A 13978-nucleotide genomic window follows, 5' to 3' on the forward strand; every position below is an offset into this window, starting at 1 on the left:
GCCGGGTGTTCTGGCGGCACCCGGCACGACCGGCCTCGGGGGCCGGTCAGCGCAGGTGGGACGTGTCGTTGAACGTCTTGACGACGGACTGGCCGTCGGCGTAGTGCTCGATCAGGGACAGGCAGGCCAGGTCGAGGTGCATGCGGTAGAGGGCCGCCGGGGGTGCCAGCAGGGCCAGGCGCAGCAGGGTCTTGATGGGGGTGACGTGGGAGACCACCAGGATCGTGCGGCCCTCGTAGGTGTCCTTGAGCCGCTGCTGGGCTCGTTCGACGCGGCGTGCCACCGTGGCGAAGCTCTCGCCTCCGGGGGGTGGGGTGTCGGGGTCGGTCAGCCAGGCCGCGAGCTCGGCGGGCCAGCGTCGCTGGACCTCCGTGAACGTGTGCCCTTCCCAGGCGCCGAAATCGGTCTCCCTGAGGTCTTCGTCCACCTCGTAGTCGAGGCCCGTCCGCGCCGCCACGGCCTGGGCCGTCTGCCTGGCGCGGGTGAGGGGGGAGGTGACGATCACGTCTGGCCGGTACGGGTCGCGCGACAGTTTCTCGGCGGCCGCCGTGGCCTGGGCCAGGCCGTTGGGTGTGAGGTCGGGGTCGCCGAGGCCCGAGAAGCGCCGCTCCACCGACAGCGGGGTCTCGCCGTGCCTGAGCAAGACCAGGGAGGTCGCCACGTGGGTGGGAGGGGACCAGCCGGTGCCTCTGGTGCGCTGCTGGGCCGCTGCCACGGAGGCGGTGGGGGCGGACAAATCCGGAATGTCGCCCGCATCCAGGAGATCCGTCTGCTCCACCAGGGACGCCGTCCGCCGCGCGGTCGGACCACTCGCGGCAGTCCGCGCCCGGGAGTCACTCACCGTCCGCTGCGCGGCCGAGTCACTCGCCGCAGGCTGCGCGGCCGCATCTCCCGCCGTAGGTCGCGCGCTCGCCGTCGGCTGCGCGCTCGCATCGCGCGCTCGGGGGGCGGTCCGTGGGGCCGCGCCGGAGGCGGGTGGTGTGTCGCCGGTCGTTTCGTGGTGTACGGCGGAGCCGCCCGCCTTCCAGGTCAGGCCCTTGGCGGCGGCGTCCATGGCCTCGTTGGCCAGGCGGTCGGCGTGTTGGTTGCGGGCGCGGGGGATCCAGGTCCACTCCGTCACCCGCAGCCGCCTGGCGAGCTTGGCCGCCTCCAGGGCCAGCGGGCGCAGCCCCTCATGCTTGACCTTCCAGCGGCCGGCCATCTGCTCGACGACCAGCTTGGAGTCCATCCGCACGGCCACCTGGGCGCCGTCGCCGGCCAGCTCCAGCACCGAGCGGAGGCCGGCGATCAGGCCGCGGTACTCGGCCACGTTGTTGGTGGCGACGCCGATCGCCTCGGCCGCCTCCGCCAGCACCTGGCCGTCGGAGGCGTCCTTGACCACGGCGCCGTAGCCGGCCGGGCCCGGGTTGCCGCGTGACCCGCCGTCGGCTTCGATGACGTACGAGGTCAAATGCCTGACTCCGGGGTGCGGACGAGGATCCTGCGGCACTCGTCACAGCGCAGCACCTCGTCGTGCGGCGCGGCCTTGATCCGGTTCATCTCGGCGATGGACAGGGCCACCTTGCAGCCCTGGCAGCGGCCGCCGTGCAGCATCGCGGCGCCGACGCCGTACTGGTCCCTGAGCTTCTCGTAGAGCGCCAGCAGGTCGGCGGGGATGTCGCCGGTGGCGGCGGAGCGGTCGGTGCGCAGCTCGGCCGCCTCCTTGTCGATCTCGGCGAAGGCGGCGTCGCGGCGGGCCTCGGAGGCGGACAGGACCGCGGCGAGCTCGTCGCGCTTCGCGCCGAAGTCGCGCACCTGGGCGTCGGCGGCCTCGCGGCGCTCCATGATCTCCAGCACGACCTCTTCGAGGTCGCTCTGCCGCCGCTGCAGCGAGCCGATCTCGGACTGCAGGCCGGACAGGTCACGCGGCGAGGTCACGGCGCCGGAGTCGAGCCGCTTCTGGTCGCGGTCGGCGCGGGTGCGGACGGTGTCGACGTCGCCCTCGGCCTTGATCTGATCGCGGGCGAGGTCGCTCGCCTCGGTCTCGGCCTCGATCGCCTGGGTGACCAGCCGGGCGTAGCGCTTGGACTGCTCGTCGATCTCGGCCAGCTCGGGCAGGGTGCGGCGGCGGTGTGCCAGCCGGTCGAGCTTGGAGTCGAGCTCAGCCAGGTCGAGCAGTCGCTTCTGGGCCTCGGGGGCTGCTTTCATGATCAATATCCTCTTGTCCAAGCATCGGTGACCGTGGCGGAGACACGTGTCTCAACGTTAACGCCACTGGAGCCCAGGATGGACGCGGCGCTGTCGAGCCACGGCCATTCGGTGGCCCAGTGCGCGGCGTCGATCAGCGCGGGCCCGCCCGCCTCCACGAACTCGCTGGCCGGGTGGTGTCGCAGATCGGCCGTGAGGAACACGTCCACCCCCGCGGCACGGGCGGTGTCCAGGAGTGAGTCGCCCGCTCCCCCGCTGACGGCCACCCGGGAGACGCGGCGGGACTCGTCACCGGCGACGCGGATGCCCCACGAGGTGCGCGGCAGCCCGGCGGCGGCCCGCTCGGCGAACTCGCCGAGCGTCGTCTCCTCGGGCAGGTCCCCGATACGGCCCAGCCCGCGCCAGGGGTCGTCCGGGAACGGCCGCAGCGGCACCAGGTCGCCCACCAGGCCGACGGCGCGGGCCAGGGCGTCGGACACGCCCGGGTTCGCCACGTCGGCGTTGGTGTGGGCGGTGTAGAGGGCGATGTCATGCTTGATCAGCGTGTGGAGCAGGCGTCCCTTGGGTGTGGTGGCGGCGACGCCGGTGACGCCGCGCAGGTAGAGCGGATGGTGGGTGACGATGAGGTCGGCGCCCCAGTCGAGGGCCTCCTCGGCGACGGCGGCGACCGGGTCCACCGCGAACAGCACCCGGCTCACCGGCAGGGCCGGATCGCCGCAGACCAGGCCCACCGCGTCCCAGGACTCGGCTCGGGCGGGCGGGTAGGCCACCTCGAGCACGTCGATCACGTCGGTCAGTGTCACAGCAGCCACCTGCGCAGACTATCGGTTCACCGGGGGACGCCGTGGCGGACGGCGACGGCCCGGGGCGTCGGTCCCAGGCGGCGGGGGCGCGGGTCCCCGGAGGCGGCGGACGAACGTGACGGCCCTGCGATGGACGGGGATGGCCGTCGGCGGGGGCTCGGGGCGTTGATCTCCAAGGGGTGGGCACGGGATGGCGTCCGACGTAGTGTAAGTGGATCCTGACGCGGGTGGAGGGCGGCATGACACCTAGGGTCGCGATCATCGGAGCGGGGTTCGGCGGGCTGTGCATGGCGATCCGGCTGGAGCGGGCCGGGATCGGTTCGTACACGGTCTTCGAGAAGGCGGGTGACCTCGGCGGCACCTGGCGCGACAACGGCTATCCGGGCGCGGGCTGCGACATCCCCTCGCACCTGTACTCGTACTCCTTCGAGAAGTACGCGAGCTGGACCCGCCGCTATCCCGGGCAGCCCGAAATTCTCAGATATTTACATCACTGCGCCGATAAATACGGCGTCAGGCGAAAAATCCGGTTCGCCACAGAAATCACCGCCGCCGACTTCGACGGCTCCCGCTGGCACCTCACCACCGAAGGCGGCCGCTCCGAGGCGTTCGACGTGGTGGTGATGGGCGTAGGCCAGCTCAGCCGCCCCCGCTTACCCGACATCCCCGGCATGCGGGAGTTCGAGGGCACGTCCTTCCACTCGGCCCGCTGGAACCACGAGCACGACCTGACCGGCGGACGGGTGGCCGTGATCGGCAACGGCTCGTCGGCCGCCCAGTTCGTCCCCCATGTCGCTGAGCGGGCCGAGCGCCTGGAGCTGTTCCAGCGGACCCCGAACTGGGTGATCCCCAAGCCCGACGCCACCTTCGCCCCGGCCGCCAGGCTGGCCTTCCGCTACCTGCCCGGCCTCCAGCGCGCCTACCGCGAGTGGATCTTCCGCTACGCCGAGAACACCCTCTACCCGGCCCTCGCCCAGGGCTGGAGCAGGGAGCTGCTGAGAAAGCGCGCCCTGGCCCACCTGCACGCCCAGGTGGCGGATCCGAGCCTGCGGGCCAAGCTCACGCCCGGCTACCCGGCCGGCTGCAAGCGGGTGATCATCGACAGCGCGTTCTATCCGGCCCTGTGCAGACCCAACGTGGACGTGGTGACCGACAGGATCGTCCGCATCACGCCGAAGGGCGTGCGGACGGCGGAGTCGTCGTACGAGGTGGACACGATCATCTACGCCACGGGCTTCAGGAGCACCGAGTTCCTCGCTCCCATGAGGGTGACGGGACGCGGCGGACGCGACCTCGCCGAGCAGTGGGCGGACGGCGCCGAGGCCTATCTCGGCATCTCCGCGCCGAACTTCCCCAACCTCTTCCTGCTGTACGGCCCCAACACGAATCTGGGGCACAACTCGATCGTCTTCATGATCGAGTGCCAGGTGAACCACATCATGGCGTGCCTGCCGCACCTGTCGCGGGGCAGGCGGCTGGAGGTGCGGCCGGAGGTGATGTCCGCCTGGCGCGCGCGGCTCGACGCGTCGATGGCGCGGATGGTGTGGGGCGGCTGCCAGAGCTGGTACAAGACGGCCGAGGGCCGCGTCACGAACAACTGGCCCGGCCCGGCCACCCTGTATCGCAGGCTGACGGCCAGGCCGCCGCGGCGGGCGTACAGACAGGTGTGACGCCCCGCCAAGGAGAAGCGGATGATCTCGTACGGCGCCACATGGCCGTGGCGGAGCCCACCAGGTAGCGTCCGACCTATGACGACCTCCCTGCACCAGCGCTCCCTCGTGGCCGACACCCACAACGACCTCCTGATGGCCGTCGCGGCGAGGCCGCGCGCGAAGTGGGCCGCCTTCTTCCGTGAGCGCTGGCTGCCGCAGCTCCTCGACGGCGGGGTGAACCTCCAGGTCCTGCCGGTCTTCATCGACGACGGCTACCGGCCCGAGGGGGCGCTGCGGCAGACGCTGCGCATGATCGAGTGCGCGCACGTGCTGGCCGAGGGCAATCCGGAGCACGTACGGCTCTGCCGTGACGCGGCGGAGATCGACGCGGCGCTCGACGCCGGCCTGATCGCGCTGGTCCTGGCCATGGAGAGCATGCCGGGGCTGGACGCGAGCGTGGAGCTGATCTCCACCGTGCACCGGCTGGGCGTGCGGGTGGCCTCGATCGCGCACTGGGGGCGCACGCCGCTGGCCGACGGCAGCGGCGAGGACGCCACCGGCAGCGGGCTCACCTCGCACGGCGTGGCCGCGCTGCGCGAGATGGAGCGGCTCGGCATCGTCTTCGATGTCTCCCACCTGGGCGCCTCGGGGGTGGCGCAGGTGCTGGAGCTGGCCACCAAGCCGCTGATCGCGACCCACTCCTCGGCCCGCGCGCTGCGTGACCACCACCGCAACCTGACCGACGAGCAGCTGCGCGGCGTGGCCGGCACGGGCGGCGTGATCTGCGTGAACTTCTTCGCCGGGTTCCTCACCGAGAACGAGCACGAGGCGACGCTGGACCACCTGCTCGACCACATCGAGCACGTCGTGGAGGTGGCCGGGATCGACCACGTCGGCATGGGGCCGGACTTCGTCCGCGAGGTGCTGACGGACCTGACGCCGCCGTGCTGCGAGCACACCTACGGCGTGGACGTCAACGCGGCCATCCCCGGGCTGGACGGCCCGGCGGGGCTGCCCATGGTGACCGAGGGGCTGCTCGGACGCGGTGTGCCGGACAAGGACGTACAGAAGATCATCGGCGGTAACGTGCACCGGCTCTTCGGGGAGATGCTGGGTATGACCCCTTCGTGACGGATCTGGCGGTGGCGGCGGCCGAGCGCAGCGGCGTGGTGATCCGCGAGTTGCGGGAGTTCGCCGAGTTCGAGCGGGTGTACCGGCTCTTCGACGACATCTGGCATCCCGAGCCGGGCAATGCACCCGTGCCGATGGAGCTGCTGGTCGCCTTCTCGCACACGGGCGGTTACGTGGCGGGCGCCTTCGAGGGCGAGGCTCTGGTGGGCGCGTCGGTGGGGTTCCTGGCGGCGGATCGGACCCTGCACTCGCACGTCACCGGGGCGGTGCTGGGGCGCGGCGTCGGCTACGCGCTCAAGCTGCACCAGCGCGCCTGGTGCCTGGAGCACGGGCTGGGCCGGATCACCTGGACGTTCGACCCGCTGGTGCGCAGGAACGCGCACTTCAACCTGGTCAAGCTGGGGGCCAGGCCGGAGGCGTACCTGGAGAGCTTCTACGGCGTCATGGGCGACGCGATCAACGAGGGGGACGAGTCCGACCGGCTGCTGACGGTGTGGCGCCTGGCCGAGCCGCCCGGCGGCGAGGCGCGCGAGCCGGCGTGGCCGTGCGCGCTGGAGGTGGTCGGTGAGCGTCCGGTCGTGACGGCGGTGTCCGGCCCCGTGGTACTGGTGGCGACTCCGCGCGACATCGAGACGCTGCGCCGGGAGGATCCGGGGGCGGCGCGGGAATGGCGGCTGGCCATGCGGGAGGCGCTCGGCGGGCGGCTCTCCCGAGGAGCTCATGTCACGGGCATGACCAGCGACGGAAAATACATTGTGAATCATCGTTGACGGGGTATTCCACCGTAGTTTCGGCTCTCTGTAATGTGGCGATAAGGAAGAGCGAGCAAGGAGATCCGCATGACGGAATTCACTCCAACGGTTCCTGCGCGAGTCCTACCCCCCGTCGCCATCCGTGATCTGCCCGACCCACCGCGGTCGCCGTGGCGCATCATCGGCCCCGGCCTGGTGGGAGCCGGAGTGGGGCTCGCCTCGGGCGAGTTCATCCTCTGGCCGTACATCGCCTCCCAGGTGGGCCTGGTGTTCATCTGGGGCGCCCTGATCGGCATCATCACCCAGTGGTTCCTCAACATGGAGATCGAGCGCTACACGCTGGCCACCGGCGAGACCGCGCTCACCGGGTTCAGCCGGATGTGGAAACACTGGGGGCTGGTGTTCGTCCTCATGACGCTCGGCTCGAACCTGTGGCCGGGGTGGGTGACGACGTCGGCCACCATGGTGACCTACCTGACCGGTACGGGCGAGGAGAGCGTGCGCTGGATCGCCATCGGCATGCTGCTGGTGATCGCGCTGGGGCTGACGCTGGCGCCGATCATCTACGTCGCGCTGGAACGGGTGATCTTCGTCAAGATCGGCCTAGTGGTCATCCTCGTGGTGGTCGCCATCGTGTTCGCGATCACCGCCGAGAGCTGGGTGCAGCTCGGCCGCGGCCTGAGCGTCGGCGCGCAGTTCCCGGTGCCGCCGCTGGACTTCGCCCTGCTGATGGGCGCCATCGCCTACGCGGGCGCGGGCGGCGGGCAGAACCTGTGCCAGAGCAACTGGATCCGCGACAAGGGCTTCGGCATGGGCCTGTACGTGCCGCGCCTGGTCAGTCCGGTCACCGGGCACGAGGAGGCCGCCGCGTCGACCGGCTTCCAGTTCGCGCCCACGAAGGCGAACCTGGAGCGCTGGCGGGCGTGGTGGCGCTTCGCCAACATCGAGCAGGCGTCCACGTTCGCGCTGGTGTCGTTCGTGACGATCGCGCTGATGTCGATGCTGGCCTACTCCACCGTGTTCGGCCGGGAGGGCCTGGCCAACAGCATCGACTTCCTGCAGGTCGAGGGTCAGGTGCTGCAGGAGGTGGTGGGGCCGTGGTTCGGCGTGCTGTTCTGGGTGATCGGCGCGCTGGCGCTGTTCGCCTCGGCGATGGGCATCGTCGACTACACCTCGCGGCTGGCCTCGGACATGCTCAAGACCGTCTACCTGCGTGACCGGGCCATCTCGGTCAACCGCGTGTACTTCCTGGTGGTCTGGGCGATCGCCATCATCGGCACGCTGATCCTGCTGCTGGGCTTCGACCAGCCGCTCATCCTGCTGGTGTTCTCGGCGAGCTTCGCGGCCGTGATGATGTTCGTGTACTCGATCCTGCTCATCATCCTCAACCGCAAGTCGCTGCCCGAGGCCATCAAGGTCCGCTCCTACCGGCTCGGCGCGCTGATCTGGTCGGTGGCCTTCTTCGGCACGCTGACCGTCATCGTGCTGTTCCAGCAGATCCAGCGAATCTTCGGAGGCTGACCGCCGTCGGCAATGCGGAAGCGAACCTTCCTCGATAGCGGGCAGACTGGCAGGCATGCTGGAAACCTCGGCCCGCCTGCTCAAGCTGCTGTCCCTGCTCCAGGCGCACAAGGAGTGGTCCGGCCCCGAGCTGTCCGCGCGGCTCGGGGTCTCGACCAGGACGATCCGCAACGACGTCGAACGGCTGCGCAGCCTCGGCTACCCGGTGCACGCCACCCCCGGCGTGGCCGGCGGTTACCGGCTGGGCGCCGGGGCCGCGCTGCCTCCGCTGCTGCTCGACGACGAGGAGGCCGTGGCGGTCGCGGTCGGGCTCGGCCGGGCGGCGGGCGGCGGCGTGGCGGGCATCGAGGAGTCCTCGGTGCGCGCGCTGGCCAAGCTGGAGCAGGTGCTGCCGTCGCGGCTGCGGCGGCGGGTCACCACGCTCAACGCCTTCACCGTGCAGATCCCTGGGCAGATCCCCGGCAAGTCGCCGCTGGTGGCGCCGGAGGTGCTGACCACGATCGCGAACGCGGCCCGCGACCGCGAGCGGCTCCGCTTCGACTACACCGGCCACGACGGCGCCGACAGTGTGCGGGACGTGGAGCCGTACCGGCTCGTGCACCGCCACAGCCGGTGGTACCTGGTCGGCTACGACACCGAGCGGCGGGACTGGCGGACGTTCCGGGCCGACCGCATCAGCCCGCGCACGCCTGCGGGGCCCCGCTTCACCCAGCGTGACCTGCCCGCCGACGGCGATGTGGCGGCGTACGTGGAGAAGGGCGTGAACAGCGCCATGTGGCGCCATCGGGGGACGGTCCTGGTGCGCGTCTCGGCGGAGGCGCTGCGGGCCCGGCTGCCCTCGCCCGAGCTGGACATCGAGGCGGTCGACGACGAATCCTGCCTGCTCAGGCTGGGCGGCGACGACCTCAACGGGATGGCCACCTGGGTCGGCTTCCTCGGGCTGGACTTCGAGGTGCTCGACCCGCCCGAGCTGGCGGACGCCGTACGCGTGCTGGCGGAGCGTTACGGCCGGGCGGTCAGCGGGCGGTAAGAGGCCGGTCAGCGCCCCCGGCCAGGGTCGGCGCATGGACATCGCGCAGATAGCGGGAAGCAGGGACGACTTTCAGCTCGTTCACCACCTGACGCTCCGAGGCTCGCAGGTGGAGATCGGCAGGCAGCTCGCCGAGCGCGCGCGCAGCCTCGGCTGGGCGCCGCAGCCGATCGATCCCACGGTCGGCAGGGCCCGCAGAACCTGGTTCGAGCGCCACTGGCCGCAGCACCACGCCCGGCTGGACGGCGCCGCCCAGGTGCTCGGGCTCGACCCGGACCAGGACGAGCTCGCGCTCGACGGCCTCGGCTACGTCCCGGCGGGGTCGGGCTGCTCGGCGCTGTGGTGCCCGCCTGCCCGCGCCACCGACGGGCACGGCAGGACCGGCCGCAACTACGACTTCTTCACCATGACGGCAACCGAGATCATGGGTGGCGCCGAGCCCGCCCCCGGCGAATTGCCGATGGCCTCGCGCCCCCACGTCATCTCCACGGTGCCGGACGAGGGCCTGGCCTCCACCGTCATCACCATGTCCGACCTGGACGGCTGCATGGACGGCGTCAACGAGGCGGGCCTGGCCGTGATGCTGCTCATCGCCGACGTCACCGACGCCGCGCCGCCCGAGCAGTTCGCTCCCCAGGTCGGCCTGAGCAGCGTGCAGGCTCCCCGGTTCCTCGTCGACACCTGCGAGACCGTGGAGCAGGCCAAGCAGGCGCTGCTCGGGGCCAAGCACTACGACCACGGCATGGGCCTGCACTACCTGGTCGCCGACGCCCACGGAGGGGCGTTCGTGTGGGAGCGCGGCAAGGACGGCTCCGAGCACATCATCGAGAACCCGGGCGAGCCGCTCGCCGTCACCAACCACCTGTTGCACCGCAACCCGGACCCGGCGAACCTGCCGGAGGACACCCCGGCCACCTTCGGCACGTTCGGCCGGCTGTGCGCGCTGCACGAGTGCGCCAAGGCGGCCACCATGTCGCCGGCGGAGCTGCGCGAGAGCCTGCTGCGGGTGGCCACCGGCGCCGATCCGGCCGAGCCGTGGCGGACGACCTGGAGCACGGTCTTCGACACCCATGAGCGCACCCTGGCGACCCGCTTCTACCTGGGCGATTCGGCCGGCGTGCCGAGGTACACCGAGGAGCTGACCTTCAGCGCGCGTCCAGGTACGCCTGCCTGACCGCGGAGCGGGAGAGCTTCCCGGTGGGGGTGCGGGGCAGCCGCTCGCGGTACTCGATCACCTTCGGGTGCTTGAACCTGGCGAGCCGCGGCCCGCAGTGGCCGAGCAGCTCGGCGGTGAGCTCGGGCCCCGGCGTGACACCCTCGGCCGGCTCGACGAGGGCGACCACGTTGTGGCCCCACTCCTCGTCCGGCACCCCGATGACGGCCACGTCGGCCACCGCCGGGTGCTCCAGCAGGGCGGCCTCGATCTCGGCGGGATAGATGTTGACCCCGCCCGAGACGATCAGGTCGGTGCGCCGGTCGCACAGGAAGAGGTAGCCGTCCTCGTCCAGATAGCCGATGTCGCCGGGGGCGTACCACTCGCCGCGCATGCTGGCGGCGGTCTTGGCCCGGTCCTTGCGGTATTCGAAGGTGCCCAGGCTGGACTTGACGTGGACGAGGCCGGGCTCGCCGGCGGGCGCCTCCTCCCCCGCCGCGTCGAGGATCTTCGCCTCGAACGTGGGCGCGGGCCTGCCCACGGTGCCGGGCCTGGCCAGCCAGTCGTGCGGTTTGACGGCGAAGGCGATGGCGGACTCGGTGGAGCCGTAGTACTCGTACAGCACCGGCCCCCACCAGTCCATCATCGCCTGCTTGACCGCGACCGGGCAGGCGGCGGCGGTGTGGATGACCTGCTGGAGGCTGGAGACGTCGTAGCGCTGCCTGACCTCGGCGGGCAGGCGCAGCATCCGGTGGAACATGGTGGGCACCATCATCGCGTTCGTCACCCGGTGCCGGTCGATCAGCTCCAGGACGGCGACCGGCTCGAACCGGGGCGCGATCACCACGGTGTGCCCGAGATGCAGCGCGAACTGCGTGTGGGCGCACGGCGCGGAGTGGTACATCGGCGAGGTCACCAGGTGCACGCCGTCGCCCGGCCGCAGGTCGAGGACCTCGCCGAGGAACCAGGCGTAGAGCGGCACGACGCTCTCCGGCTCGGCGCCCGGCAGCGGGCGCTGCACCCCCTTGGGGAAGCCGGTGGTGCCGGAGGTGTACCACATGACCGCCCCGGCGGCCCGCCCCTCCGGCGCGGTGACCGGCCGCCCTTCGGCCAGCCGGTCCGTGCCGGTCTCGGCCCCCGGCACCGTCCGCGCCTCCCCCGCCACGACCAGCCTGGCGTCGCAGTCGTCCAGGATGTACGCCACCTCCGCCTCGGTCAGATGCCAGTTGACGGGCACGTAGTAGAGGCCGATCTGCCCGGTCGCCATCAGCATGACGATCGCGTCCAGGCCGTTGGGCAGCACGCCCGCCACGACGTCGCCGTCCGTGAGCCCGCGGGCGCGCAGTCCGTGTGACACCTGGTGGACCCGCGCGAGCAGCTCGCCATAGGTGGTCCGGGACCCGTCGGCGTCGATCACCGCGAGCCGGTCGGGGTCGGCCCCGGCGATCGCGTAGAAGCCCGGCAGCCCGCTGACGTCCATCACAGCCCCAGTGACTCGGCGAGGCGGGCACGGTGGACGCGGGGCGGGCCGAGCAGCACCTCGTCGGTCTTGGCCCGTTTGTAGAACAGGTGCGCGTCGTGCTCCCAGGTGTAGCCGATGCCGCCGTGCAGCAGCAGATGGTCGCGGGCCACCTCGAAGCAGGCGCGGCCGACGTACGCCTGGGCCAGCGCGGCGGCCTCGGGCAGCTCGCCGGGGGACTCGTCGGCGGCCCAGGCGGCGTAGCGCACGATGGACTCGGCCTGTTCGAGCTTGCAGTGCATGTCGGCGAGCTTGTGCTTGACGCCCTGATAAGAGCCGATATAGCGGCCGAAGGTCACGCGGATCTTGGCATACGCCACGATGGCGTCCAGCGCGGCCCGCATCACGCCGAGCTGCTCGGCCGCCAGCGCCACCGCCAGCCGGTCGCCGGCGCCGTCCTCGGGCCAGGCCCCGAGCACCCGCGCACGGGCGCCGTCGAGCTCGACCCTGGCCTGGCCCCGGGTGGGGTCGAGCGTCTCCAGCGCGGTCCTGGTGACACCCTCGCCGGCGAGTTCGACGGCGACCGTGACCACGCCGCCGCCGGTCAGCGCCGGCGCCACCAGCACGTCGGCCTCCATGCCGGACAGCACCTGGGTCAGCGTCCCGGTGACGGTGGCTGACTCCCCCGCGACCTGGTCGGCGGTGACGGCGTCGGCGGGCGGCAGGGCGAGGGTGGCGGCGAGCCGGCCTTCGGCGATCGCGGTGAGCAGCTCCTTGTCCGGCACCCGGGCCAGCGCGATGGCGGCGAACGTGGTGGCCAGGAAGGGGCCGGGCAGCAGCGCCGCGCCGGTCTCCTCCAGCGCGACCGCCAGCTCCGCGAAGCCCGCGCCGGCTCCGCCGTACTCCTCGGCGACGATCAGGCCGGACAGGCCGAGCTCGCCGGACAGGCGCGCGTACACCTCGGGGTCGTAGCCCTCGCGGACCTTGGGCAGCGGCGAGGCCGCGCCCAGGAAGGCGCGGACGGCGGCGCGCAGTTCCCGCTGCTCCTGGTCGAGTACGAGCTTCACGTCTGCGTCCCCACCTTCAGGTCCTTGAACGGCACGGTCTTGTCCATCCTCGGCTCGGGCGGCAGGTTGAGCACGCGGTCACCGATGATGTTGCGCATGATCTCGTTGGTGCCGCCGCCCAGCGCCATCCCGGGGGCGACGCTGAGCGCCTGGCCGAGCGGGTGGCCGCCGACGACCGAGGCGGGGCCGGCGAGGCGGGTGGCGAGGTCGGCCTGGAACAGGTAGAGCTCGGCCAGCAGCAGCTTGGCGGCGCTGCCGCGGGCGCCGGGGAAGACGCCCGCGTTGGTCTCCTGGGCCAGGCGCTGGTTGAACAGCTCCAGGGCGCGCGAGCGGATGTGCAGCTCGACGAGCTCGTCGCGGACCAGCGGGTCACTCGTGTCGAGCACCTCGCGCAGCGCCGCGACGGAGGCGGGGTTGTCCCGCCGGCCGCCCATGCCGACGCCCGCGGAGATCGACAGCCGTTCGTGCAGCAGCGTCGTGACCGCCACGCTCCAGCCGTCGTTCACCTCGCCGACGCGGTGCTCGTCGGGGATCGGCACGTCGTCGAAGAAGATCTCGTTGAAGTTGGCCCGGCCGCTCATGTCCCGGAGCGGCCGGACGGTGACGCCGGGGTGGCGCATGTCCACCACGAACATGGTCAGGCCCTTGTGCTTGGGCACGTCCACGTCGGTGCGGGCGAGCAGCAGCCCCCAGTCGGCGTGCTGGGCGACCGAGGTCCACACCTTCTGGCCGTTGACGATCCAGCCGTCGCCGTCGCGCACCGCCCTGGTCTGCAGCGCGGCCACGTCGCTGCCCGCGCCCGGCTCGGAGAACAGCTGGCACCAGATCTCCTCGCCGCGCAGCAGCGGCCGGACGAAGCGGGCGCGCTGCTCGTCGGTGCCGCGGTCGACCAGGGTGGGGCCGGTCATGCCGAGGCCGATGGAGAAGACGTACAGGGGCAGGGTGAAGTGGGTGGCCTCGGCGGCGAAGGCGCGCTCCTCGGCCTGGGTGAGGCCCTGGCCGCCCCACTGGCGCGGCCAGGTGATGCCGCTGTAGCCGGCGTCGTGGAGCCTGGCCATGAAGTCCTTGGCGCGGGCGATCGGATCGCCCTGCGGCAGGTCGTCCGATGGGGTGTTGGCCACCAGCCAGGCCCTGGCGGCGCGGCGGTAATCAGCGAGATTCACGTCGACTCCTCAGCATCAGCGCTCACTTACTTTATCCACACGCAGGAGGAGCGTACAGAG

General features: G+C 71.7%; 12 protein-coding genes. 6 read left to right on the top strand and 6 right to left on the bottom strand.

Annotated features, from left to right (window positions below; genetic code table 11):
- Window positions 1-46: 46 nt before the first annotated feature.
- The 3 genes from ACTMTF_RS16160 to ACTMTF_RS16170 are packed head-to-tail and all read right to left on the bottom strand — an operon-like array spanning window position 47 to window position 2990.
- The gene (locus ACTMTF_RS16160) at window positions 47-1450 is read right to left on the bottom strand and encodes a bifunctional RNase H/acid phosphatase (RefSeq protein ID WP_441111360.1); all 1404 of its coding nucleotides are present in this window, start codon (window positions 1448-1450) and stop codon (window positions 47-49) included.
- Window positions 1447-2187: a zinc ribbon domain-containing protein gene (locus ACTMTF_RS16165; protein WP_441111361.1), complete on the bottom strand. Its 741-nt coding sequence runs from the start codon at window positions 2185-2187 to the stop codon at window positions 1447-1449. The genes ACTMTF_RS16160 and ACTMTF_RS16165 overlap by 4 nt, the downstream gene beginning before the upstream one ends.
- A 2-nt stretch (window positions 2188-2189) precedes the next feature.
- The gene (locus ACTMTF_RS16170; RefSeq protein WP_397003857.1) at window positions 2190-2990 is read right to left on the bottom strand and encodes a Nif3-like dinuclear metal center hexameric protein; all 801 of its coding nucleotides are present in this window, start codon (window positions 2988-2990) and stop codon (window positions 2190-2192) included.
- A 239-nt stretch (window positions 2991-3229) separates the two neighbouring features.
- On the opposite strand from ACTMTF_RS16170, the gene ACTMTF_RS16175 reads away from it, so the two are divergent.
- The 6 genes from ACTMTF_RS16175 to ACTMTF_RS16200 all read left to right on the top strand — a co-directional run bounded on the left by ACTMTF_RS16175 (window position 3230) and on the right by ACTMTF_RS16200 (window position 10250).
- Window positions 3230-4660, top strand: a complete 1431-nt coding sequence (locus tag ACTMTF_RS16175) for a flavin-containing monooxygenase (RefSeq protein ID WP_441111362.1) — start codon at window positions 3230-3232, stop codon at window positions 4658-4660.
- Window positions 4661-4738: 78 nt separating this feature from the next.
- Complete coding sequence (locus tag ACTMTF_RS16180) at window positions 4739-5773, top strand: dipeptidase (RefSeq protein ID WP_441111363.1); 1035 nt, start codon at window positions 4739-4741, stop codon at window positions 5771-5773.
- Complete coding sequence (locus tag ACTMTF_RS16185; RefSeq protein ID WP_441111364.1) at window positions 5770-6543, top strand: GNAT family N-acetyltransferase; 774 nt, start codon at window positions 5770-5772, stop codon at window positions 6541-6543. The genes ACTMTF_RS16180 and ACTMTF_RS16185 overlap by 4 nt, the downstream gene beginning before the upstream one ends.
- A gap of 69 nt (window positions 6544-6612) precedes the next feature.
- The gene (locus ACTMTF_RS16190) at window positions 6613-8046 is read left to right on the top strand and encodes an Nramp family divalent metal transporter (RefSeq protein WP_441111365.1); all 1434 of its coding nucleotides are present in this window, start codon (window positions 6613-6615) and stop codon (window positions 8044-8046) included.
- 55 nt (window positions 8047-8101) lie between these two features.
- On the top strand, window positions 8102-9076 hold the full coding sequence (locus ACTMTF_RS16195; RefSeq protein WP_441111366.1) for a helix-turn-helix transcriptional regulator: 975 nt from the start codon (window positions 8102-8104) through the stop codon (window positions 9074-9076).
- 34 nt (window positions 9077-9110) lie between these two features.
- Window positions 9111-10250, top strand: a complete 1140-nt coding sequence (locus ACTMTF_RS16200) for a C45 family autoproteolytic acyltransferase/hydolase (RefSeq protein ID WP_441111367.1) — start codon at window positions 9111-9113, stop codon at window positions 10248-10250.
- Here ACTMTF_RS16200 and ACTMTF_RS16205 read toward each other — a convergent pair.
- From ACTMTF_RS16205 to ACTMTF_RS16215, 3 genes are read right to left on the bottom strand one after another with little or no spacing between them, the layout of a single operon-like run.
- A complete protein-coding gene (locus ACTMTF_RS16205) occupies window positions 10222-11709 on the bottom strand; it encodes an AMP-binding protein (protein WP_441111368.1) in 1488 nt (495 codons plus the stop codon). The two genes, ACTMTF_RS16200 and ACTMTF_RS16205, sit on opposite strands and share 29 nt — an antisense overlap.
- Window positions 11709-12755: an acyl-CoA dehydrogenase family protein gene (locus ACTMTF_RS16210; protein ID WP_441111369.1), complete on the bottom strand. Its 1047-nt coding sequence runs from the start codon at window positions 12753-12755 to the stop codon at window positions 11709-11711. The genes ACTMTF_RS16205 and ACTMTF_RS16210 overlap by 1 nt, the downstream gene beginning before the upstream one ends.
- Entirely contained in the window at window positions 12752-13918 is a 1167-nt protein-coding gene (locus ACTMTF_RS16215) for an acyl-CoA dehydrogenase family protein (RefSeq protein WP_441111370.1), read from the bottom strand. The genes ACTMTF_RS16210 and ACTMTF_RS16215 overlap by 4 nt, the downstream gene beginning before the upstream one ends.
- Window positions 13919-13978: the final 60 nt, after the last annotated feature.

The sequence above is a fragment of the Nonomuraea sp. ZG12 genome (assembly GCF_052068115.1).
GTDB lineage: Bacteria > Actinomycetota > Actinomycetes > Streptosporangiales > Streptosporangiaceae > Nonomuraea.